General features: G+C 70.7%; 23 protein-coding genes. 4 read left to right on the plus strand and 19 right to left on the minus strand.

Features of this window, described 5'->3' with window-relative positions; translation table 11 throughout:
- Positions 1–80 precede the first annotated feature (80 nt).
- Positions 81–440: a phage holin family protein gene (locus RBXJA2T_RS13250; protein WP_029718878.1), complete on the plus strand. Its 360-nt coding sequence runs from the start codon at positions 81–83 to the stop codon at positions 438–440.
- A gap of 10 nt (positions 441–450) precedes the next feature.
- Here the strand turns inward: RBXJA2T_RS13250 and RBXJA2T_RS13255 are convergent, their stop codons facing one another.
- Positions 451–2073 carry a M48 family metalloprotease gene (locus RBXJA2T_RS13255; protein ID WP_029718877.1) on the minus strand — a complete coding sequence of 541 codons (1623 nt, stop codon included), beginning with the start codon at positions 2071–2073 and terminating at the stop codon, positions 451–453.
- Positions 2074–2169: 96 nt separating this feature from the next.
- Here RBXJA2T_RS13255 and moaC point away from each other — a divergent pair, with 96 nt between their 5' ends.
- Entirely contained in the window at positions 2170–2655 is a 486-nt protein-coding gene (gene moaC / locus RBXJA2T_RS13260; protein WP_029718876.1) for a cyclic pyranopterin monophosphate synthase MoaC, read from the plus strand.
- Positions 2656–2664: 9 nt separating this feature from the next.
- Here moaC and RBXJA2T_RS13265 read toward each other — a convergent pair whose 3' ends face one another.
- The 17 genes from RBXJA2T_RS13265 to recA all read right to left on the minus strand — a co-directional run bounded on the left by RBXJA2T_RS13265 (position 2665) and on the right by recA (position 19149).
- The gene (locus RBXJA2T_RS13265) at positions 2665–4425 is read right to left on the minus strand and encodes a PglL family O-oligosaccharyltransferase (protein WP_009857902.1); all 1761 of its coding nucleotides are present in this window, start codon (positions 4423–4425) and stop codon (positions 2665–2667) included.
- Positions 4426–4470: 45 nt separating this feature from the next.
- On the minus strand, positions 4471–4827 hold the full coding sequence (locus tag RBXJA2T_RS13270; RefSeq protein WP_009857903.1) for an EamA family transporter: 357 nt from the start codon (positions 4825–4827) through the stop codon (positions 4471–4473).
- On the minus strand, positions 4824–6860 hold the full coding sequence (locus tag RBXJA2T_RS13275) for a glycosyltransferase family 87 protein (protein ID WP_009857904.1): 2037 nt from the start codon (positions 6858–6860) through the stop codon (positions 4824–4826). The genes RBXJA2T_RS13270 and RBXJA2T_RS13275 overlap by 4 nt, the downstream gene beginning before the upstream one ends.
- Positions 6857–8083, minus strand: coding sequence for a glycosyltransferase family 2 protein (locus tag RBXJA2T_RS13280; protein WP_202796736.1), 1227 nt, complete (start codon positions 8081–8083; stop codon positions 6857–6859). The genes RBXJA2T_RS13275 and RBXJA2T_RS13280 overlap by 4 nt, the downstream gene beginning before the upstream one ends.
- Before the next feature lie 109 nt (positions 8084–8192).
- Positions 8193–8630, minus strand: a complete 438-nt coding sequence (locus RBXJA2T_RS13285) for a pilin (protein WP_009857906.1) — start codon at positions 8628–8630, stop codon at positions 8193–8195.
- Between the two features lie 166 nt (positions 8631–8796).
- Positions 8797–9582, minus strand: coding sequence for an MBL fold metallo-hydrolase (locus RBXJA2T_RS13290; protein WP_009857907.1), 786 nt, complete (start codon positions 9580–9582; stop codon positions 8797–8799).
- A gap of 244 nt (positions 9583–9826) precedes the next feature.
- Positions 9827–10489, minus strand: coding sequence for an FHA domain-containing protein (locus RBXJA2T_RS13295; protein ID WP_009857908.1), 663 nt, complete (start codon positions 10487–10489; stop codon positions 9827–9829).
- A gap of 100 nt (positions 10490–10589) precedes the next feature.
- On the minus strand, positions 10590–11378 hold the full coding sequence (locus RBXJA2T_RS13300; protein WP_009857909.1) for a Stp1/IreP family PP2C-type Ser/Thr phosphatase: 789 nt from the start codon (positions 11376–11378) through the stop codon (positions 10590–10592).
- 83 nt (positions 11379–11461) lie between these two features.
- Positions 11462–12322: a serine/threonine-protein kinase gene (locus RBXJA2T_RS13305; RefSeq protein ID WP_009857910.1), complete on the minus strand. Its 861-nt coding sequence runs from the start codon at positions 12320–12322 to the stop codon at positions 11462–11464.
- A 133-nt stretch (positions 12323–12455) separates the two neighbouring features.
- Positions 12456–12908, minus strand: a complete 453-nt coding sequence (locus RBXJA2T_RS13310; RefSeq protein ID WP_009857911.1) for a hypothetical protein — start codon at positions 12906–12908, stop codon at positions 12456–12458.
- 22 nt (positions 12909–12930) lie between these two features.
- The gene (locus RBXJA2T_RS13315; RefSeq protein ID WP_009857912.1) at positions 12931–13632 is read right to left on the minus strand and encodes a TerC family protein; all 702 of its coding nucleotides are present in this window, start codon (positions 13630–13632) and stop codon (positions 12931–12933) included.
- Positions 13633–13879: 247 nt separating this feature from the next.
- Positions 13880–14575: a TerC family protein gene (locus RBXJA2T_RS13320; RefSeq protein WP_009857913.1), complete on the minus strand. Its 696-nt coding sequence runs from the start codon at positions 14573–14575 to the stop codon at positions 13880–13882.
- Positions 14576–14747: 172 nt separating this feature from the next.
- Positions 14748–15641 carry a succinate--CoA ligase subunit alpha gene (gene sucD, locus RBXJA2T_RS13325; RefSeq protein ID WP_009857914.1) on the minus strand — a complete coding sequence of 298 codons (894 nt, stop codon included), beginning with the start codon at positions 15639–15641 and terminating at the stop codon, positions 14748–14750.
- 18 nt (positions 15642–15659) lie between these two features.
- Positions 15660–16820 (minus strand): ADP-forming succinate--CoA ligase subunit beta, encoded by a 1161-nt coding sequence (gene sucC, locus RBXJA2T_RS13330; RefSeq protein ID WP_009857915.1) that lies wholly within the window; start codon positions 16818–16820, stop codon positions 15660–15662.
- The gene (locus RBXJA2T_RS13335; RefSeq protein WP_029718391.1) at positions 16817–17395 is read right to left on the minus strand and encodes a DUF2889 domain-containing protein; all 579 of its coding nucleotides are present in this window, start codon (positions 17393–17395) and stop codon (positions 16817–16819) included. The genes sucC and RBXJA2T_RS13335 overlap by 4 nt, the downstream gene beginning before the upstream one ends.
- A gap of 135 nt (positions 17396–17530) precedes the next feature.
- Entirely contained in the window at positions 17531–18019 is a 489-nt protein-coding gene (gene recX / locus RBXJA2T_RS13340) for a recombination regulator RecX (protein ID WP_009857917.1), read from the minus strand.
- Between the two features lie 83 nt (positions 18020–18102).
- Positions 18103–19149, minus strand: a complete 1047-nt coding sequence (gene recA, locus RBXJA2T_RS13345; protein ID WP_009857918.1) for a recombinase RecA — start codon at positions 19147–19149, stop codon at positions 18103–18105.
- 173 nt (positions 19150–19322) lie between these two features.
- Here recA and RBXJA2T_RS13350 point away from each other — a divergent pair, with 173 nt between their 5' ends.
- Entirely contained in the window at positions 19323–19994 is a 672-nt protein-coding gene (locus tag RBXJA2T_RS13350; protein WP_009857919.1) for a response regulator, read from the plus strand.
- Positions 19995–20110: 116 nt separating this feature from the next.
- The gene (locus tag RBXJA2T_RS13355; RefSeq protein WP_009857920.1) at positions 20111–21583 is read left to right on the plus strand and encodes a sensor histidine kinase N-terminal domain-containing protein; all 1473 of its coding nucleotides are present in this window, start codon (positions 20111–20113) and stop codon (positions 21581–21583) included.
- A gap of 89 nt (positions 21584–21672) precedes the next feature.
- Here RBXJA2T_RS13355 and rodA read toward each other — a convergent pair whose 3' ends face one another.
- Positions 21673–22833 (minus strand): rod shape-determining protein RodA, encoded by a 1161-nt coding sequence (gene rodA, locus RBXJA2T_RS13360; RefSeq protein ID WP_009857921.1) that lies wholly within the window; start codon positions 22831–22833, stop codon positions 21673–21675.
- Positions 22834–22948: the final 115 nt, after the last annotated feature.

A 22948-nucleotide genomic window follows, 5' to 3' on the forward strand; every position in this document is an offset into this window, starting at 1 on the left:
GGATGGTACTGCCTCACGAGGGTCGCTGAGAAGCGGTTTTCATAGGTGGAAGGCATTCTCGCCACGCTATGCTGCGGCCCATGAAGATCCTCGCGAGATGGTTCCTGCTGGCGGCCGCGCTGCTGCTCGTGGCCAACCTCTATCCCGGCGTCACCGTGCAGGGCTTCGGCACGGCGCTGATCGCCGCCTTCGTGCTCGGGCTGCTCAACACGCTGGTCAGGCCGCTGCTGGTGCTGCTCACCCTGCCCGTTACGCTGCTGACGCTGGGCCTGTTCCTCTTCGTCATCAACGCGCTGATGTTCTGGGCCGCGGCCAGCATGCTCGACGGCTTCCGCGTCGCGGGCTTCGGCGCGGCGCTGATCGGCTCGGTGATCTACAGCCTGTGCGGCATGGTCATCGACGCCGCCGTCGAGCAGCTCTTCGGCCGTTCGGCGCCCTGAGGGCGCCGCGTCAGCGCGGGCAGTCGCGCGGGTCCAGGCCTTCGACCGGGCCCACGGCGCCTTCGGCCGCCGCCTCGCAGAACGCGCGGCGCTGCTGCGCCCGCAGCTCGCGCAGGCGCGCGTCGATCACCGAGGCCTCGATGAAGTCCTGGCCCGCGCTGCCGCGGGCGGCCGCCTGGCCGGCGCGCAGGCGGTCGATCGCCCCGACGAGGTCGCCCGACACGTAGCGCGCCTCGGCCTCGGCACGCACGGCGCGCAGCTTGAAGCCGGAGGCGTCGGAAGTGGCCGCCAACTGCATCCAGGCGCCGGCGTCGCGCGGGTGGTCGGCGACCCAGGTCTGCAGCGCCTCGGTGGCCGCACGCAGCGCCTGCGGCGCCGGCTGGCCGGCACGATGCAGGTCCAGCGCCGCCTGGGCGCGCATCAGCAGCGGCGCCCGGCCGCGGGTGTCGACCGTGATCGTGTCCAGCGCCTGCAGCGCCGACGCCGGCTGGCCGGCCGCCAGCCGCACCTGGGCCAGCAGCAGCTGCAGGTCGCGCTCGGCCTGCGGCTCGCGAGGCTCGGCGCGCGCCGCCAGCGCCAGCGCCTGCGAGGCCAGGCGATCGGCGGCGGCATGCTCGCGCAGCAGCGAGGCCGACAGCGCCCCGGCATAGGCCGCCGCCAGGCGTTCGCGCAGCGGCGCGTCGGCAGCCGCCGTGCCCTGGTCGACGAGGCGGTGCAGGGTCTGCGGGTCGGTGTCCATCATCACGCGCGCGCGCTGCTGCATCAGCGCGTGGCGCAGCGGCGGCGCGCCCGCGCCGGCGCCGGCGAACAGCGCACGCGAGCGCGCCTCGCTGATGCGCTCGGTGGTCAGCGGGTGGCTGCGCAGGTAGGGGAAGCCGCCGCTGTCGTTGAGCCGCGTGGCCGAGTCCAGCCGCTCGAACATCTGCGCCATGCCCTGCGGCGCGAAGCCCGCCGCGGTGAGCGTGCCGTAGCCCATGCGGTCGGCCTCGCGCTCCATGTCGCGGGAGAAGTTGAGCTGGCCCTGGATCGACGCCGCCTGGCTGCCGGCGATCGCGGCGTTGGCGACGTCGGCGTTGTTGCTGCGCGCCGCGGCGATCACGCCGAGCAGCAGCGCGGCCATGCTGAGCATCGTGTTGCGTTGGGCGGCGATGCTGCCGCGCGCGATGTGGCGCTGGGTGACGTGGGCGAGCTCGTGCGCGACCACCGAGGCCAGCTCGTCGGTGCTGGTGGTCAGCGCGATCAGGCCGAGGTGCACGCCGACGAAGCCGCCGGGCAGCGCGAAGGCGTTGACGCTGCGCTCGCGCACCAGGAAGGCCTCCCAGCCGAACTGGCGGTCGATGTCGGGCGGAATGTCGCCACGCTGGCGCGACGCGGCCAGCAGCGGCTGGAAGATCGAGTCCACGTACTCGAGCAGCACCGGGTCGTCGAGGTAGGCGGGATCGGCGCGGATCTGGCGCATGATCTGGTCGCCGACGCGGCGCTCGGCGCCGACGGTGATGTCCTCGACGGCCGACTCGCCGAGCGACGGCAGCCGCACCTGGGCCGGCACGGCCTGCACGGCAAACGCCAGCGCGAGCGCCAGCACGAGGGCCCGGGGACGACGCGGGCGACGCGGGGGGTGGGAAGGCGTCAAGGCAGAGTGTCCGTCGTGGGCGCCGGCCGCGGCCGGCGCAGGTGCATGCAGCACGGCCTATCATGACATCGTCGCGTTGCCCCCTTGTTTCCGCCGATGAACTCTCCGCTCACCCACTTCGACGCGCAGGGCCGGGCGCAGATGGTCGACGTCGCCGCCAAGGACGAGACGCACCGCGTGGCGCGTGCCGCCGGCACGATCCGCATGCTGCCGGCCACCTTCGAGCTCGTCGCCCAGGGCCGCGCCGCCAAGGGCGACGTGCTGGGCGTGGCGCGCATCGCGGCGATCCAGGGCGCCAAGCGCACCGCCGAGCTGATCCCGCTGTGCCACCCGCTGCCGATCACCCGCGTGGCGGTCGAGTTCGCGCTCGACGCCGCCACGTCCAGCGTGCGCTGCGAGGCCCAGGTCGAGACCCGCGGGCGCACCGGCGTCGAGATGGAGGCGCTGACGGCGGTGCAGGTCGGCCTGCTCACCATCTACGACATGTGCAAGGCCGCCGACCGCGGCATGGTGATGACCGACGTGCGCGTGCTGGAGAAGCGCGGCGGCAAGAGCGGGGACTGGGTGGCGCCGCAGGCCTGAGGCCGCGCCTCAGGGCCGGAAGAACTCGCGCCAGTCGGGCACGCGCTGCGGCGACTGGCACTGGAACGGCGGCTCGGCGTCGGCCGGCGCCGGGGCCTCGCAGACGGCGAAGAACTCGCGGCTGGCCGGGTTGCGGAACTCGCGCAGGCGCTCGGCCAGATGGCGCGCCGCGTCGAGCTCGCCGCGCGCCGCCAGCGCCTGGGCCCAGGCCATCATCAGCCGGGTATCGAGCAGGTGGTGGGTGGCGTGCTCGAAGGGCTGCATCGCGTCGGGGCCGGGCACCAGGCCGGTGGTCGCCGCGGCGTAGTCGGCATGGTGGGCGAAGAAGACGCTGCGCTGGCCGCGCGCGATGCGCTCGACGAGCGGCGGGTCGTCCGGGGCGCTGGTGAAGATGCGCGTGACCGGCCGGTAGTCGGCCACCGCGAGCGCGGCCCCGATCACCAGCGCCAGGCCTGAGGCGACGAGCGCGGGCTGCGGCCAGCCGCCGGGCATCGCCGGGCCGCGGCGGTGCCCGGCGGCATAGCCCCAGGCCCAGGCCGCGGGCAGCAGGAAGTAGGCGTACCACAGCGGATATTCGAGCAGGCTGTGCAGCCCGATCATCAGCACCATGACCCAGGCCGCACGGCGCTCGAGGCCGCCGCGCTCGTCGCCCGGGGCCTCGCCGCGCGGCGCGAACGCCCGCCGGCCCGAAGCCGCCATCGCCCACAGCAGCAGCGCCAGCACCACCGCCGCCGCCGGCAGGCCGAGCTCCACGGCGAGCTGCAGCAGCAGGTTGTGGGAGTGGTCGAAGAACGCCACCGGACGGTCGGGGAACGGGGTCAGCGTCCAGGCGAAGTTGAACTCGCCGAAGCCGACGCCGCCCCAGGGCTGGCGGCGGATCAGCTCCAGCGTGTTGAGCCAGATACGCACGCGCGAGCTCGACAGGTCGTTCTCGGCCAGCCGCGCCTCGCCGCCGAAGACGTGCTGCGACAGGCGCGCCCATTCGGCCATCGCCAGCCAGCCGGCGACGTAGACCAGCGGCGCGGCCAGCAGCAGCCAGCGGGTGCGACGTGCCAGGCGCCGGTCGGCGAGGCCCCACAGCGCCAGCAGCAGCACGCCGACGAAGCCGGTGCGCGAAGCCGTCAGCACGACGGCGAAGACCAGTGCCGCGAACAGCGCCGGCCCGGCGATGCGCAGCACCCGCCCGATGCGGCCGTCGCGGTAGAGCTCGACCAGCGCGACGACGGCGATCGCCGACCACAGCAGCAGGCTGCTCAGGTGGTTGGGCTGGCGCAGGTTGCCGACGGCGCGCCCGGGGATGCCCGAGCGCGCGATCCACTGGCCGTCGGCCGCCTCGGGCGCGAAGACCTGCACCAGCGCGACGGCGACGTTGAAGACCCCGGCCACGGCCCAGCCGACGCAGAAGGCGGCGAACACCGCGCGCGGATCGGCCCGCGACTGCGCCGCGGCGCCGCCGGAGACCATCACCATCGCCGCCAGCAGCAGCCCGATCGCCGACAGCGCGATGCTGGACGGCAGCGCGTGCGACCACGACCAGCACACCCCGGCCAGCACCACGGCCAGCGCCGCCTGCAGCGCACCGGCGCCACGCCAGTCGGCCCCCGAGCGCGGCGCGCAGGCCGCGACGAACAGGCCCCACAGCGCGATCGCCAGCGCCTGGTTCAGGAAGGTCGGCGAAGGCGAGAGGTTGTACGCCAGCAGCGAGGGGGCGCTGGCGGCGAGGGCGGCCAGCGCCAAGCCGGGCAGATGCGGCGCGATGCGGGGCGTCACGGGTTGCGGCGGAGAAGGGCCGCGCATGCTAACGCGGCAGGCCGATCAGCCGGAGCGCCAGTTCGTGACGACGATGCCCAGGATGATGATCCCGGCGCCGATCCAGGTCTGGGTCGTCATCGGGTCCCCGAGGAAACGGCTGGCCATCAGCGGGACGAACACGAAGGACAGGCCGAAGAACGCGAACGCCTGGGTGATCGGGACACGCGAGAGCACCCAGAGCCACAGTGCCATGGCGCTGCAGTAGACGATCACCGCGAGCACCGAGGTGAACGACATCCAGGCCCGCAGGCCGGCGGCACCGCTGGCCGCCGCGCCCAGCGACGCGGCGCGCATCAGGACCTGCCCGACCGATGACAGCAGGACGACGAACACGACCAGGATGGCCTCGTTGAACTTCACCGGTCGCCGTCCAGCGTGGAGATGTCGCGCGCACCGTCGTGCGGCAGCCGGCAGCGGAAACGCTCGATGTCCTGCTGCCAGGTCTCGACGCGGCCGATCGGCACGTCGGTGCTCTGGCGCTCCTGGACGTAGACGATGTCGCCGCGGGCGAAGTTGACGTTCACGAACAGATCGTACTTGCCGTAGAGGCGGGTCCAGATGTCGCCGGAGCCCTCGACCTGGACTCCGTTCGGGGAGAAGACCGCGGGACACTTGCGTTCCAGCGCATCCATGATCCGCGACGCCTGTTCGCGGGCCGCGGCCTGTTCGGCAGACGGGGTTGCCAGCCGCGTGGCATCGCAGGCAAACACCTGCCGGTCCAGAGACACGCCCGGCTGGCCGGTCGGGCCCCGCCAGAGGTAAGAAATCGCACCATCGGCCTGCCCGAAACGAAGCGCCTCGCACCGGCTCGGCTCGAACGTCAGCCCCAGCCGGTCCACGGCCCCTTGCAGGCGGGCCAGCCGGAGTCTGGTCTTCTCCTCGGGAATGTCTGCCGGTACGGGGAAGATGATCGTCGTGCGGGCGGCGAACCGGTCGCGCAGCGCCGTGTAGCGGCTCCAGCCCGGGCCGTCATTGGGGATCGACAGCAGGCCGATCGGATTCACGAACACCGAGTCGGGATGCACATGGGCCGCGACATAGGACTCGGAGGAACTGGAGATCGACACGAACAGGTGCGGCTCCCGTTGCAGCCGCTCGGGAACCTGCGCCGACAGCCACCGCGGCGCCCAGTCGCGCGGCGACCAGCGCGGGTTGCCGGTGTCGACGATCTGGACCATCTGCAGCACCCACAGGACCAGGCACAACATGGCCGCACGACGCTCGCCGAAGATCGCGGCGCCCGCGACGTAGATCAGCGGCGCGAGCAGCAGCAGCAGCGGAACGGCATAGCGGCCGTTGGTCGACGTGAGCACCCAGACCGCGGTCGAGACGACGACGAACGCCACCAGAGGCGCGGTCGGCGCGGGCTGGCGCGTCGCCAGCGCGAGCGGCACGCCCCGTGTACGGCGAACGGCGTGCAGGACGACGGCCGCCGAAGCGAGCACGAGAAGCACCGCGGGCCGCAGGTCGGGCGCCACCTGCTCGACGTAGACATAGGAGCTGTGCTGCAGCATGGCTACCGGCAGCGTCAGAAGCTGCTCCAGCGTCTGCGGCACGAAGCGGTGGAGCTCGATCGGATAGGCCGGGAAGTCGGGCGACCCGAAGACGTTGTTGAACAGCGGGAACACGGGACTGCCGTGCAGGCTCCAGAGCTTCCAGCCCCAGGGCAGGTAGAGCAGGGCGAAACCCAGGCCCGTGGCAAGGGCCGCCACGGCCGCGCGGCGCCAGGCGAGCGTCCACCCGGGCAGCACGGCGGCAGCCGCCACCAGCCCGATGGCAAACGGCACGTTCGTGAGCTTCAGCGCCACGGCCAGGCCGCCGAGCACCCCGGCAACCGCCGGCGCGGAGTTCCCACGGGAACGCCCGGCACGCAACAGGACCCAGAGCGCCGCCATCACGAGCGGCGTCGCCAGCGGGTCGATGAAGGTGCTGCCGATCTGGCCGATGAACGGCAGCGCGGCTGCACCGAGCGCCGTGACGGCTGCAGCGACGAAGCGGGGCCGCGGCACGTCGCGCACGAACTCGCGCACGACGAGATACAGGAACGCCACGTTCAGCGAGTGCAGCGCCGCCAGCACGCTGCCGATCGCCAGGCTGTGCCAACCCGCGGCATCCATCAGCGAGAAGGGCAGGAACGCCAGCCGGTACAGATAGGCCTGATAGCCGGCGGGAAAGAAGTCCTGGCCCAGCCGCGCGCCGAACGGGTCGAACGCGTCGTAGCCGTGGTAGTTGAAGAAGTCCCAGTTGAGGTCGCGCCCCATCGCGTAGGACACGGCCATCGCGAGCATGGCGCAGGTCACCAGGACGAGCCCGAACTCCAGCGATGCCGGCCGCACCGCCTGCTCCGGCGCGCGGGCATCACGGCCGGGCAGGGTCTGCAGCAGGGAACTCATCGCCGGGCGTGGACCTTCAGACCGAGCACGCCCAGGAACATCGCCGCGAACGCGAGCTGCACGCCGATGGTCGTGACCGTCATCGACGGGATCACGATGCGCATCACGCGCGACGGGTCGAGATGGCCGAAGCTGGCGCCTTCCCAGGCCGCGACGCTGTAGAGCGACAGTCCGATGCCGGCGGCGATGAAGCCGAGACCGACGACCAGGCCGATCTCGATCGGGAACCAGCGGCGGACGTTCTCGACCATCCGGCTCGACGGCAGGATGCCGTGCTCGACCGCATACACCTTGGCGAAGACGGCGAACATCGCGACCTGGAGGCCGACGATCGTCGCCGCGGCGGCGTACAGCATCGTGTGCACGTCGAACTGCACCGCGCCGACACTCAGCGGCCCCGGGAGCAGCAGCGCCTGGCCGAGAAGCCCGAGCAGCAGCAGCGCCACGCCGGGGTAGAGGAACAGCCAGCGCGGGCTGAACAGCAGCAGGAAGCGCAGGTGCCGCCAGCCGTCGCGCCAGCTGCGCAGATGGGGCGGGCGGTCGCGCCCGTCGGGCGACAGGGTCGTCGGCACCTCGACGATGCGCAGCCCGTTCAGCGAGGCCTTGACGACCATCTCGCTGGCGAACTCCATGCCTTCGCAGCGCAAGGACAGCGCACGCATCGAGTCGCGGTCGAAGGCACGCAGGCCGCAATGGAAGTCACGGATGGGCGTGCGGAAGAACAGACGCCCGATGAAACTCAGCACCGGATTGCCGAGGTAACGATGCAACGGCGGCATGGCGCCGGGCTGGATGCCGCCGGCGAAACGGTTGCCCATGACGAGCTGCGCGCCCTGGCGCAGCTCGCGCAGGAAGGGCCCGAGCGCGGTGAAGTCGTAGCTGTCGTCGGAGTCGCCCATCACGACATAACGGCCGCGCGCGGCATCGATCCCGGCGATCAGGGCGGCGCCATAACCGCGGCGCGGCACGTCGACGACACGGGCGCCGCAATCGCGCGCGATCTGCTGCGAGCCGTCGCTGGACCCGTTGTCGGCAATCAGCACCTCGCCGCGCACGCCGGCGCTCGCCAGGAAGGCACGCGCCTTCGCGATGCACACCGGTAGCGTGAGCGCCTCGTTGAGGCAGGGCATCAGGATCGTCAGCTCGAGCGCGTCCTCGCCAGCGCGCGTATCCGCGGCGCCCGCCATTGCGGCCGGATCAGCAAACGACAGTGCGTGCTCCATGGAAGATCCCGTTTCCTCGAATGACGAATCAGACCACACGTTCAGAAGGGTCAGAAACAGAAAAGGCAGCCCGAAAGCCGCCTTCTCGTCGATCGCGTCGTGGAGACGCTTAGAACGACAGGCCCGTCACCTTGCAGGAGCCCGGCAGGAACTTGGCCGGCATCGTGCCCGGGCCACACTGCCACTCACGGACCAGGTTGCTCTCGATGGTCGGGACCAGGATGACCGTGCCGTTGGCATCGTCGAGGTTCTGCGCCGTGACACGGATCGCACCGTCGTCATTGGTCTCGATCGAGGCAACGTACTTGGAGGTCGAGCTGGTCGACTCGCAGCCCCAGTTGCCACCGGACGGCAGCGTGCTGCCGGCGGTCTGCACGGCCTCGGTGACCGCCGTGCGGCAGGTCGAGGCCGCCAGGATCACTTCAGACACCTTGGCCTTCTTCGTGTAGTCCTGGTAGGCCGGCAGCGCGACGGCAGCCAGGATGCCGATGATCGCGACGACGATCATCAGTTCGATCAGGGTGAAACCTTGTTGGACTCGCTTCATGGACGGAACTCCCGTGGGGTGAGTGGAAAGGGAAGGTCGAGGACACCCCGCATTTGCAGGGGGCGTGCCATGCCGTGGGTTGTCGACTGGTTCACGGCCACTGACGAAAAACGTCACTTCGCGGGCCGCATGGTGTGCCGTGACGGGCGCAAAGCGACGGATTTGGTCACTCGCCGAACCGCAGGCACTGGCCGGTGTGCAGCGCACTGACGCGATGCGGGCCGGCCTGAGCCGCGACCTGCGACATCACAGCATCGACCATGCCGGGCTTGATGTGCGTGATGTAGACGTCCACCGGCCGGCGCAGCTGCGCCAGCTCGTCGCGCAGCAGCGTGGGACACAGGTGGCGGCTGACGTCGGCCAGTTCGCGCTCGTCGTCGCCGAACGCGGTCTCGACGATCAGCCCGCGCAGGTCCATCTCGGCCAGGCGGCGCCACAGCGCGGGCACCGGGCCGGTGTCGCCGCTGTAGGCCCAGGCGCGGCCGGCCGCGTCGAGCAGCGCAAAGCCAACCGCCGGCACCGTGTGCGCCGCCGGCAGCACCTCGAGCGAACGCCCGCGCGACAGCGCCAGCCGGTCGCCGACGGCGAAGGGCTCGAAGCACAGGATCGGCCGCTCTGGACTGGGCAGCCGCGTGAAGTCGGGCCAGATGACGCCGTTGAACACGTGGGTGCGCAGCGCGTGCAGCGTCTCGGCCAGCGCATGCACGCGGATCGGCGGCCGCCCGGCGTCGGCACGGAGGCGCTTGACGCTGTCGGCCAGCAGGGCGATCGCGAGCACGTGGTCGAGATGCGAGTGGCTGACGAAGATGTCGTCGATGCGGGCAAGCTCGTCGAGCGCGAGGTCGCCGACCCCCGTGCCGGCGTCGACGAGCACGTCGTCGTCGACGAGGAACGAGGTGGTTCGGCTGCCGGCCGCGATGGAGCCGGAACAACCGAGGACGCGGATCTGCATGGGCGGTGATGAGCCGCCGGACATCCGACGGAAGGCGCATGCTGACCGCCGCCGGCGCCCCGCGCAAGCCGCGGAATCGACGTTCAGCCCGCTTCGGCAGGGGTGCGCCGCACGGCAGACGGCGCGAGCGTGAAGACGGTCACACGGCACCCCTGGCGCCTGCGGCGAGCCGGCCGAGGACGCACGATGCGGCAACGCCGCTCCGGGGCACCAAGCCGCCCGAGAGCGGCCCGGCGCTCGCGCCTCAGTGGTGGATGAACTGCATCGCCGTGCCGGCGAGCTCGATGACGTCGCCGTTGCGCAGCGGCACCGAGTCGCCGATCAGCGGCACGCCGTTGACGCTGGGCCGGTTGCTGCCCTCGACATGCGCGAAGGCGTAGCCGTTGGGCCGGCGCGTGATCGAGGCCACCTGCACGCCGGGCTTGCCGACCGTCGTGACGACCTTGGTCAGCGTCACCTCGCGGCCGGCCGCGGCACCGTTGAGGACCTTGATCGAGGCGCTGCCCGCCGGTGCGGCCGCGATCGGCGCGTGGCCCGAGCGGGTCGGGCCGGCGGACGCGAAAGGCGGCGGCGACGGCTGGGCCGGCCGCATGACCATCGTGCGCTCGTAGTCGGTGCTGTCCTCGGTCAGGTACTTGATCTTGTACTTGCCGATCTCGACGGTGTCGTCGTGCGCCAGCAGCTGCTTCTTGATCGCCTTGCCGTTGATGTAGGTGCCGTTGGTGCTGTTGAGGTCTTCGATGAAGACGTCGGCACCGACCATCTGCAGCACGGCGTGCTCGCCGCTGACGGCGAGGTTGTCGATCACGATGTCGTTGTACGGGCGCCGCCCGAGCGTCGTCTTGTCCTTCGTGATCTGGACTTCCTTGATGACGACACCGTCGAGCGAAACGACCAGCTTGCCCATTCGAGACCTCAGATGTGCCGGCGTTCAGCCGCGGCGTGCAATGGCCCTGCCAGCAGGGGAAGGCGATGAGGGGACCGTGAAGGCCGGCACCGATGACCGGCTAGCGGCGGAACGGCCACCAGGACCGGGCGGCAGCCCCCGCGCCCCCCGAGACGCGGACCAGGATCACCGAGATATTATCCCTTCCACCTGCGGCATTGGCCGCATCGATGAGGTTGCGACACCCTTCGTCGAGGGACTCGCCGCAAGCCGCCAGCAGGCGGCCGATCGCACCGTCGTCGAGCATGTCCGACAGGCCGTCGGAGCACAGCAGGTACAGGTCGCCGGGCATGACGTCGTGCGGGTGCATCTCCAGCAGCACGGTGTCCTCGACCCCGACGGCGCGCGTGACGAGGTTCTTGTTCGACGAGAAGGCCGCCTGCTCGGGCGTGATCAGGCCGGCATCGATCTGCTCCTGCAGCAGCGAGTGGTCGCGCGTGATCTGCTGCAGGCGCCCGGCGCGCATGCGGTAGGCGCGCGAGTCGCCGACGTGGCCGATGATGACGCGGCCCTCGCGGAACACGGCGACGACCAGCGTCGTGCCCATGCCGGCGTACTGCGGGTTGGCGTTGGCGGCGTTGAAGATCGCGCGGTTGGCGTTGTCGACGCAGATGTCCATCGCGCGCCGCACGTCGGTGTCGCCGGCCTGCGCGCCGGCTTCGTGCAGCCAGCGGCCGAGCTCGCCGACGATGAAGGTCGTGGCCATCTGGCTGGCCACCTCCCCGGCGTTGTAGCCGCCCATGCCGTCGGCCAGCACCGCCAGCGACGTGGCCTCGTCGACCGCGACCGAGTCTTCGTTGTTGCTGCGGGCGCGGCCGGTGTCGACGGCCGAGCAGAACTCGGTCGTCATCGGCACGGCGCAATCCTCGGACGCAAGATCATGGTTTTTTGCGATTGTGCATCGAAGAACACCCGCTCAGCCGTCGACTCTCGTCAAGGTCGTGACTTCGATCCGCGCCGCGGCGAATCAATCGTCGAGAGGATGAGATCCAGCGCGTCGGCCACCGCAGCGGCCGACGCGGGGCGTGCGGCCGGCTGCTTGCTCAACAAGGCGGCGACCAGATCGCACAGTGCCGGCGGCAGCTCGGGACGGAGGGTGCGCAGGTCGGGCGGCGTGCGCTGGGCGACCTGCTGCAGCAGCTCGCCCAGCGACGCGGCTTCGTGCGGGCGGCGGCCGGCCAGCAGCTCGAAGAGCATGACGCCGAGCGCGTAGAGATCGCCGGCCGGTGCGGCGGCGGCGCCCGCCAGCTGCTCCGGCGCCATGTAGTCGGGTGAGCCCAGCACCAGGCCGGTCCGCGTGTTCTCGGCATCGGCATCGCGCGCCAGGCCGAAGTCGCTCAGCGTGACCCGGCGCGCGCCCCAGTCGACGATGACGTTGGCCGGCTTGAGGTCGCGGTGCACGACGCCCTGGGCATGGGCACAGGCCAGCGCACGGGCGACACGCGCGACCAGGGCCACGACGACCGGCTCGGGCAGCAGGCGCGCGGCGCGGGTGTAGCGCTCGAGGCTGCAGCCGTGCAGCAGTTCCATCACCAGCCAGGGCCCGGCCTCGTCGCAGCCGGCCTCCAGCACGCGCACGATGTCCGGATGGTCCAGCCGCCGGGTGGTCTGGGCCTCGGCGACGAAGCGTCGGGCGAGTTCGCCGCGCTGCTGCGCGTCGCCGGCGGGCAGGCGAAGCCGCTTGACGGCGACCTGCATGCCGCTGTCCGGGTGCGTGGCCAGGTAGACGTCGCCGTGCTGGCCGCTGCCGATCAGGCCGTCGAGGCGGTAGCCGCCCACGACGGGGCCGCACACGAGGGGGTCGGAGCGCACGGAGGACAGGGCGACGGACTCGGCGGGGACAGGCGCTCGACGCTAGCACAGCGCCGACCCCGCAGCGGCCCGCCGCGCCGGCCGCGTGCACCCCGCGTTCGCGGGCTCGGCGGGTTCAGTCGGTGAGCGCGAGCACCGTCGCCATGCCGGTGGCGACCGCCAGACCGGTGGACCAGCGATGGTCCTGGGCGGCCGGCTGTTCGGCGCTGAGCGGCGACATCACCGCCCCCAGCTTGGGCCGGCGGGCGTCGAGCAGGCGCAGATCCGCGCCGAGGCGGCGGCGCAGGCGCGCGCTGACGTCGGGCAGCGGTGCGCGCGCCACCATCCACTCGCGCTCGCCGGAGGCCATGGCGAAGGTCGGCTCCAGGCGGTCACGCAGGGTGCGCAGCCACTGCTCGCGCCAGTTCTCGCGGCTGCGGTGCGACACCCACTTGCCGACGCGGTGCGTCAGCTTGGGCGCGCAGCCGACGACGACCCAGCGTGTCGGGCCGGCGGCCTGCGCGAGCATCGGCGCCAGGATGCGACGCGCGTGCTCGGCGTCGTCGACGAAGACTGCGATCTGTTCCATGGTGCCTCCTGCGGACTGGGACTCAGCCCGCGTTGCGGGGTTCCGCGTCGCGCTGCAGCCGCGCGCGGCGCGACGCCCACCATCCTGCGGCCAGCACGCCGCAGACGAACACGAAGTAGGTCGCGAGCCGGGCCGCGAGGTTGGGATCGTAGACCTCGTCGAGCAGGGGTTCGCCGACGATCATCTTGGCCGCGGTGAAGGCCAGCACGCCGGCACCGACGTAGGTGATGACGGGGTAGCGGTCGACGAGCTTGAGCACCAGCGAGCTGCCCCAGACGACGATCGGGATGCTGATCAGCAGGCCGATGACGACCAGGTCGAAGCTGCCGTGCGCCGCGCCGGCGACGCCCAGCACGTTGTCGACGCCCATCAGCGCGTCGGCGACGATGATCGTGCGCATCGCGCCCCAGAACGTCGTCGCGCCCACGCCGTGTTCGCCTTCCTCGGCCTGCGGCACGAGCAGCTTGTAGGCGATCCACACCAGACCCAGACCGCCGACGAGCATCAGCCCCGGCACCTTGAGCAGCCAGACGACCGCCAGCGTCATCGTCGAGCGCACGACGACCGCACCCACGGTGCCCCAGACGATGGCGCGCTTGCGCAGGTGCTCGGGCAACTGGCGCGCGGCCAGGGCGATGACGATCGCGTTGTCGCCGGCAAGGACGAGGTCGATCAGGATGATGGCGGCGAGCGCCGAAAACCAGGCGGGGGACAGAAACTCCATGCGGACTCCGGGCGAGAACGAACGACGGCGAGCACGCCGCTTTCGCGGCGCGCCCTGGCGTCGAAGGTCTCGCTCGGCTGGAGTTGTGTGGTTATGGCCCGACGGACCGGAAGCTGCGCTTCGTACTGACGGCCCGCCAACGTCGGGCTCCGTCCTGGTCCTGCCCGGGCGGGCCGACGGGAGCTACTCCCCTTCGGTTGCAGGGATGATAACCACTCCCCCCGGGGCGCCGGGTACGTGAGGACACTTACTCCGCGGCGCGGCGGGCAGCGGCACGCCGCTGCAGCAGCGTGCCCAGGCCGACGACGAGCGCGGCGCCGAGCGCGCCGACGGTGTTGATCAGCGCGTGCGGCAGCTCGCCGAAGCGCTCGACGACAGCCGGATCGGTCATCAGCATCTCGCCGGCGAGGAAACCGAGCAGCGCGGCGCCTGCGGTGACGATCAGCGGGTAGCGCTCCATCACGCGCAGCAGCAGCGTGCTGCCGAAGATGATCAACGGGATGCTGACCGCCAGCCCGATGACCAGCAGCGGCACGTCGCCGTTGGCAGCGGCGGCAACCGCCAGCACGTTGTCCAGGCTCATCACCAGGTCGGCGACGAGGATGGTGCGGATGGCGGAGAGGATGTTGCCCTGGCCCTCGTTGGCGCCCTGATCGCCACCCTCGTCGTCCTCGAGCAGCAGATCCACGCCGATGTAGAGCAGGGCCAGCGCGCCGACGATCTTCAGGAACGGCAGTTGCAGCAGCCGTGCGGCGACGATGGTCAGCACGATGCGCATCACGATCGCCGCCGCGCTGCCCCAGAAGATCGCCTTCTTCTGCTGATGCGCCGGCAGGGCGCGCGCGGCGAGCGCGATGACCACCGCGTTGTCGCCGGACAGCAGCACGTTGACCCAGATGATCGAGCCCAGTGCGGCCCAGAAGGCCGCCGTCGTGATTTCCATGACACCCCGTGTTATGCGTATGCCCGGCGCTGGAACGACGCCGGGCTTTGTTGGCGTTCAGTGTAGGCAGCGTGCGAACGTGCCCGGTGCGTGGAACTACGCACGGTCGCGCGGCGCCTGAAACACCGAGGCCCGGACGTGCCGGGCCTTGTTCAGTGGCGGCGCGTGCCGCTCAGATCAGCTTCTGCAGCAGCCGCCCCATCTCGGACGGGTTGCGCGTGATCGTGAAGCCGCACTCCTCCATGATCGCCAGCTTGGCATCCGCCGTGTCGGCGCCGCCGGAGATCAGCGCACCGGCGTGACCCATGCGCTTGCCCGCCGGCGCGGTGACACCGGCGATGAAGCCGACCACCGGCTTCTTCATGTGCTCCTTGCACCAGCGCGCCGCGTCGGCTTCGTCGGGGCCGCCGATCTCGCCGATCATGATCACCGCGTCGGTGTCCGGGTCCTCGTTGAACAGCCGCATCACGTCGAGGTGCTTCAGGCCGTTGATCGGGTCGCCGCCGATGCCGACTGCGCTCGATTGGCCGATGCCGAGTTCGGAGAGCTGCGCCACCGCCTCGTAGGTCAGCGTGCCCGAGCGCGACACGACACCGATGCGGCCCTTCTTGTGGATGTGGCCCGGCATGATGCCGATCTTGATCTCCTCGGGCGTGATCGTGCCCGGGCAGTTCGGCCCCAGCAGCAGCGTCTTCTTGCCACCGGCCGCTTCCTTGGCCTTCATCTTGTTGCGCACCTCGAGCATGTCCTTGATGGGGATGCCCTCGGTGATGCAGATCGCCAGATCCAGCTCGGCCTCGACCGCTTCCCAGATCGCCGCCGCGGCACCGGCCGGCGGCACATAGATGACGCTGACGGTGGCGCCGGTCTGCGCCGCCGCTTCCTTGACGCTGGCGTAGATCGGGATGCCCTCGAAGTCCTCGCCGGCCTTCTTCGGGTTCACGCCGGCGACGAAGCAGTTCTGGCCGTTGGCGTAGTCGCGGCACATGCGGGTGTGGAACTGGCCCGTCTTGCCGGTGATGCCCTGCGTGATGACGCGGGTGTCCTTGTTGATCAGGATGCTCATGCGGGTGCTCTCGGCGGGTTACTTGACGGCGGCGACGATGGCGGTCGCGGCTTCGGCCATCGTGTCGGCGGCGATGATCGGCAGGCCCGAGTCGGCCAGCATCTTCTTGCCCAGGTCCTCGTTGGTGCCCTTCATGCGCACCACCAGTGGCACCTGCAGGTTCACCGCCTTGCACGCGGCGATGACGCCCTCGGCGATGGTGTCGCACTTCATGATGCCGCCGAAGATGTTGACGAGGATGCCTTTCACCTCGGGGTTCTTCAGCATGATCTTGAAGGCCTCGGTGACCTTCTCGGCGCTCGCGCCGCCGCCCACGTCCAGGAAGTTCGCCGGCTCGCCGCCGAAGAGCTTGATGGTGTCCATCGTCGCCATCGCCAGGCCCGCGCCGTTGACCAGGCAGCCGATGTTGCCGTCCAGGCTGATGTAGCTGAGGTCGAACTTGCTGGCCTCGACCTCGGCCGGGTCCTCTTCGTCCAGATCCCGGTAGGCGACGATCTCCGGATGGCGGAACAGCGCGTTGGCGTCGAAGTTGAACTTCGCGTCCAGCGCCTTGATGCCGCCGTGGCCTTCGAGGATCAGCGGGTTGATCTCGGCGAGGCTGGCGTCGCTGGCCATGTAGCAGGCGTAGAGCTTCTGGAAGACGTCGACCGCTTGCGCCCGGCTGGCCTCGGGCACGCCGATGCCCACGGCCAGTTCACGCGCCTGAGCCTCGGTCAGGCCCACCAGCGGGTCGACGAAGACCTTGAGGATCTTCTCCGGCGTGGCGTGCGCCACTTCCTCGATGTCCATGCCACCTTCGGACGACGCCATCAGCGCCACCTTCTGCGTCGCGCGGTCGGTCAGCGCGGCGACGTAGTACTCCTTCCGGATGTCGGCGCCTTCCTCGACCAGCAGCCGGCGCACCTTCTGGCCTTCGGGGCCGGTCTGGTGGGTGACGAGCTGCATGCCCAGGATCTGCGAGGCCAGGGTCTCGACCTCGGCCAGCGAACGCGCGAGCTTGACGCCGCCACCCTTGCCGCGCCCGCCGGCGTGGATCTGGGCCTTGACCACCCACACCGAGCCGCCGAGCTTCTGCGCCGCCTCCAGCGCCTCCTGCACCGTGAACGCCGCATAACCCCGCGGCACCGGCACCCCGTGCGCGCGCAGCAGTTCCTTGGCCTGGTATTCGTGGATCTTCATTCGGGACTCCCGGAAGTGTCGAGAACCGCGCCGGGCCGACGGAACCAGCGCGGGTAATGGAGACGGGCGACCTCGCCGTCGCTGCGCAAGGCATGACAGCGGTCGAGCTGGAAGGGTTTGACGCCGCTGTCGCCGCGCGTGTCGATGACTTCGCCGGCAAAAGCCTGGATGACCGCCGTCGGCAGCACCTGGGCGAGTTCGGTGATGTGGGTGCAGCCGAGCACGCCGCCGACCCGCTGCTGCAGCCCCTTGCGGAAGCCGCGCGCGAGGTTCAGGCCGATCAACGAGCGGTAGGCCTCGCCGTGGTCGTCGCAGTGGCCGGCGTAGGGCATCCAGCGGGTCCTGGCGCCGGCGTCGACGACGTTCAACGAGGTGTCGACGACGAGCCGGATCAGCATGTCGTGGATCGGCGTGCCGGCCGGGCGCACTTCGCCGGCCAGGCGGGCGTCGCGGGTCTTGGTGTCGACAAGCGTCGCGTCGACCTCCCACAAACCGTCGTCCCGGGCATAGACCTGCACGTCGATCTGACGACGGTGCTTGAGCTGGCGTCGGGCCGCGGCGGGAGGAAGACTCATGGAGGAGGACAGGGCCGGCGGCTGGCCGCTGAAAAAGCGGCGGCAATGTAGCACGCGGCGCCGCGGCCGGCAGGCGGCGGCTGGACAAGCCCTGGACGGCGCTCGGGTGCGCGCCGTCGGCGCTTCACGCGACGATCAATCGAGCTCGGGATCGCCGTCATCGGCGGCGCCGATCGACGGCACGACACGGCGGATCACGTCGCCGTCGAAGCCCCGGCCGGCGAGAAAACGCATCTGCTTCGCGCGGCCGGCCGCATCGGCCGGCACGCTGCCGAAACGCCGGCGCCAGACCTCGCGCGCACGCTCCAGCTCGGTGCTGCGCGCCTGCTCCAGCGTGCTGGCGACCAGCTCGGGCGCCAGCCCCTTGGACTGCATCGTCTGGCGCAGGCGGCGGCTGCCGAAACGCGCGCCGTGCGCGAGCACCGACTCGGCGACCCGCGCCTCGCTCAACAGCCCGGCGGCCTGCAGTTCGTCGAGTGCACGCGCGATGCGCTCGGCGGCGCTGGCGTCGGGGCCGTCCTCGGCGTGGCGGGCGAGCTTGCGCTCGAGCTCGGCACGCGAATGTTCGCGCTGCGCCAGATAACGCAGCGCGCGGCCTTTCAGCGAGGGGGCGGAGAAAGCCATCGAGGTGTCGACCGGGCCGGGTGACGGAGCGTCACCCGGCCCCGGAAAGCCACCGGGGCGCGCTCGCGCCCCGGCCGCCGGCCTCAGGCGCCGGCTTCGGCGCCTTCGGCGGCGGGCAGCTGCGGAATGCCGAGCGACTCACGTACCTTGTTCTCGATCTCGCGGGCGATGTCGGGGTTCTCGCGCAGGAACTCGCGCGCGTTGTCCTTGCCCTGGCCGATCTTCTCGCCGTTGTAGGCGTACCAGGCGCCGGACTTCTCGACGATGCGGGCGTTGACACCCATGTCGATGATCTCGCCTTCGCGGCTGATGCCTTCGCCGTAGAGGATGTCGAACTCGGCGGTCTTGAACGGCGGCGAGACCTTGTTCTTGACGACCTTGACCTTGGTCTCGCTGCCGATGACCTCGTCGCCCTTCTTGATGTTGCCGGTGCGGCGGATGTCCAGGCGCACCGAGGCGTAGAACTTCAGCGCGTTGCCGCCGGTGGTCGTCTCGGGGTTGCCGAACATGACGCCGATCTTCATCCGGATCTGGTTGATGAAGATGACCATCGTGTTGGTCTTCTTGATCGTCGCCGTCAGCTTGCGCAGCGCCTGGCTCATCAGCCGCGCCTGCAGGCCGGGCAGCGAGTCGCCCATCTCGCCTTCGATTTCGGCCTTGGGCGTCAGCGCGGCGACCGAGTCGACGACGATCAGGTCGATCGAGCCCGAACGCACCAGTGCGTCGACGATCTCCAGCGCCTGCTCGCCGGTGTCGGGCTGGCTGATCAGCAGGTCCTGCAGGTTGACGCCCAGCTTCTGCGCGTACTGGATGTCCAGCGCGTGTTCGGCGTCGATGAAGGCGCAGGTGCCGCCGGTCTTCTGCATCTCGGCGATGACCTGCAGCGTCAGCGTCGTCTTGCCCGACGACTCGGGGCCGTAGATCTCGACGACGCGGCCGCGCGGCAGGCCGCCGACACCGAGCGCGACGTCCAGGCCCACCGAGCCGGTGGACACGACCTGGATGTCCTCGATCACCTCGCCTTCGCCCAGGCGCATGATCGATCCCTTGCCGAACTGTTTCTCGATCTGGGCAAGAGCGGCCTGCAGGGCCTTGGCTTTCTCGGCGTTCAGCGGTTTCGGGGCGTCCATCGGGTTCTCCTTGATTGGCGCCGATTATTGCAGAAACTGGATATTCGTACAGTTCTTTGGTGGGCCCTCGACGGTGGGGTGAGCGGCGACTACACCCTGCCCTGTATCAAGAGGCAAGCCGTTAAAATTTCCACAGCCAGAGCCCGACGACGGGCCCGCCGACGGAGACAGTCATGCGCATCCTCATCGCCGAAGACGACCAGGTCCTGGCCGACGGCCTGCTGCGCTCCTTGCGCGCCTCGGGTTACGCGGTCGACCAGGTCGGCAGCGGCACCGAGGCCGACGCCGCGCTGTCGGCGCACGAGTTCGATCTCGTGATCCTCGATCTCGGCCTGCCCAAGCTGCATGGTTTCGACGTGCTCAAGCGCCTGCGCGCGCGTGGCGCGTCGGTGCCGGTGCTGATCCTCACCGCGGCCGACAGCGTCGAGCAGCGCGTCAAGGGCCTGGACCTGGGCGCCGACGACTACATGGCCAAGCCGTTCTCGCTGCAGGAGCTGGAAGCGCGCGTGCGTGCGCTGACGCGCCGCGGCCTGGGCACCGCCTCCAGCGTCATCAAGCACGGCCCGCTGACCTTCGACGCCACCGGGCGCGTCGCCTACCTCAACGACCAGATGATCGAGCTGTCGGCACGCGAGCTGTCGCTGCTGGAGGTGCTGCTGCAGCGCTCGGGGCGCCTGGTCAGCAAGGACCAGCTCGTCGAGCGCCTGTGCGAGTGGGGCGAGGAAGTCAGCAACAACGCGATCGAGGTCTACATCCACCGCCTGCGCAAGAAGATCGAGCAGGGCCCGGTGAGGATCGCCACGGTGCGCGGCCTGGGCTACTGCCTGGAGAAGATCGCGGCCTGACGGCCCACCCCCGAAGCCCCCCGGGACCTGCGCCCTCGACGGGGCGACACCCGCGGACCGGCGCAGCAGGCCCCTCGGCGTCCGCCCGGGAAGACCAGACGGTATCCTGAAGACGCATGGCGGCCCGCGAACAACGCTCCCTCTTCGGCGAGATCCTCGACTGGATGCTCGCGCCACTGCTGCTGCTGTGGCCGATGAGCGTCGCGCTCACCTGGCTGGTGGCGCAGAACATCGCCAACCGCCCCTACGACCGCGAGCTCGGCGTGATGGTGCGTGTCATCGCGCGCCAGGCCGCGGCCGAACACGAGATGCCGGCGCGCGCCAGCGACGCCGCGCGCCGCAGCCTGGAGCAGGCGGCGACGCAGCTGCTGCGCCCCGACGACAACGACAGCCTGTTCTTCCAGGTGCGCGGCGCGCGCGGCGAGCTCGTCGCCGGCGACGCCGACCTGCCGGTGCCCAGCGACGGCCCGCCGACCGTCGAGCCGCGTTTCCGCGACGACGTGATCCGCGACGAGCCGGTGCGCGTGGCCTATCTCTGGACCGGCGATGACGCCGGCGGCAACGCCGGGCTGATCCAGATCGCCGAGACGGTGGACAAACGTTCGCGCCTGGCCACCGAGATCATCAAGGGCGTGATCCTGCCGCAGTTCGTCATCCTGCCGGTGGCGGTGCTGCTGGTGTGGCTGGCGCTGGCGCGCGGCATCCGCCCGCTGTCGGACCTGCAGCAGCGCATCCGCCAGCGCGACAGCACCGACCTGTCGCCGATCGAGGACCGCCACGTGCCCGAGGAGGTGGCGCCGCTGGTCGGCGCGATCAACGACCTGCTCGGCCGGCTCGACCAGTCGATCGCCGCCCAGCGCCACTTCCTCGCCGACGCCGCGCACCAGCTGAAGACGCCGCTGGCCGGGCTGCGCACCCAAGCCGAGCTGGCCGAACGCGAACTCGACTTCGGCCGCGGCGACACGCAGTCGATGAAGCACTCGCTGCAGCAGATCGCGCTGTCGAGCCAGCGCGCGGCGCACATGGTCAACCAGCTGCTGTCGATGGCGCGCGCCGAGGACAAGGAGCAGGCCCTGCGCAAGCAGGACGTCGACCTCGCCGCCACGGTGGTCGAGACGGTGCGCGACTTCGTGCCCAAGGCGATGGAGAAGCACATCGACCTCGGCTACGAGGGCCCCGATCCCGACAGCCGCGACGCCCGCCTGTGGGGCCAGCCGGTGCTGGTGCGCGAGATGGTGCGCAACCTCGTCGACAACGCGCTGCAGTACACGCCCGCCGGCGGCACCGTCACCGCACGCGTGATGCCCGACCCCTTCGGCCAGGTGCTGGTGCTGCAGGTCGAGGACACCGGCCCGGGCATCGCGCCGGCCGAGCGCGAGCTGATCTTCCAGCCCTTCTACCGTGCGCTGGGCACCGACGTCGACGGCAGCGGCCTGGGCCTGGCCATCGTGCAGGAGATCGCCAACGTGCACGGTGCCGAGATCGGCGTCACCGACGCCGAGCTGCGCCCCGGCAGTGCGCACGGCACGCCCGGCGCGGTGTTCACGGTGCGCTTCCCGCTGAACGGCGACGAGGCGGCCGAGGGGTGAGTCGCGGGGTCAGAAAGCCTGGGGTCAGGTCTCGCGAGACCTGACCCCGCCATGTCGCATCATGCCGATGCGCGCGGCCGATGCGCGCGTCAACTCATCATCAGCCGTCGGCTGCGCGCCACGGACATCAGGATCCCCAGCCCCAGCCCCAGCGTCACCATCGCCGTGCCGCCGTAGCTGACGAAGGGCAGCGGCACACCGACCACCGGCAGGATGCCGCTGACCATGCCCATGTTGACGAAGGCATAGGTGAAGACGCTCAGCGACATCGCGCCGGCCAGCAGGCGCGAGAACACCGTCGGCGCCTCGCCGGCGATCATCAGCCCGCGGAAGATCAGGAAGACGAAGGCGAACAGCAGCAGCAGCACGCCGGCCAGCCCGAACTCCTCGCAGAAGGCGGCGAAGATGAAGTCGGTGGTGCGCTCGGGGATGAACTCCAGGTGGGTCTGGGTGCCGTTCATGAAGCCCTTGCCGGTCAGCCCCCCGGAGCCGATGGCGATCATGCCCTGGATGATGTGGAAGCCCTTGCCCAGCGGGTCCTGCATCGGGTCGAGCAGCGTGCAGACGCGGTGGCGCTGGTACTCGCGCAGGATCGGCCATTCGACGCCGGGCTGGCAGATCGTCGGCTCGGCGATGACCAGCGCGATGATGCCGGTGGCGCCCAGCACCAGCACCGGCACGATCAGCTTCCACGACAGCCCGGCGAAGAAGATCACGTACAGGCCGCCGGCCAGGATCAGCAGCGAGGTGCCCAGGTCGGGCTGGTGCATCACCAGCAGCACCGGCACGCCCAGCAGCGCCGCGGCGACGAGGAAGTCGGGCACGCGCAGCAGGCCTTCGCGCTTCTGGAACCACCAGGCGAGCATCAGCGGCATCGCGATCTTCAGGATCTCGCTGGGCTGGATGACGATGCCCAGGTTGAGCCAGCGTGTCGCGCCCTTCTTCGTGATGCCGATGCCCGGCAGCGCGGTCAGCACGACCAGCACGACGCCGACGACGTACAGCGGCACGGCGATCTGCTGCAGCCGCTGCGGCGGCACCTGCGCGACGACGAACATCACCACGAAGGCCAGCAGCATGTTGCGGCCGTGGTCGACGAAGCGCGTGCCGTGGTCGTAGCCGGCCGAGTACATCGTCACCAGGCCGATGGCGACCAGCAGCAGCAGCGCCGCGGCGAGCGGGCCGTCGAAGCCGGAGAACAGCGTCCTGACACGCTGCAGCACCGAGGGACGTTCGAACACCGCGTTCATGGCCGGGCGATCCTCTGCGGGGCGGGCACGGCGGCACCGACCGGCGGCGGCGCGAGCGCCGGGGCCGGCCGGCGTTCGTCCGGCCGCAACGGCGCCGACGGGGCCGACGCGGCCG

It is taken from the genome of Rubrivivax benzoatilyticus JA2 = ATCC BAA-35, from assembly GCF_000190375.1.
GTDB lineage: Bacteria > Pseudomonadota > Gammaproteobacteria > Burkholderiales > Burkholderiaceae_C > Rubrivivax > Rubrivivax benzoatilyticus.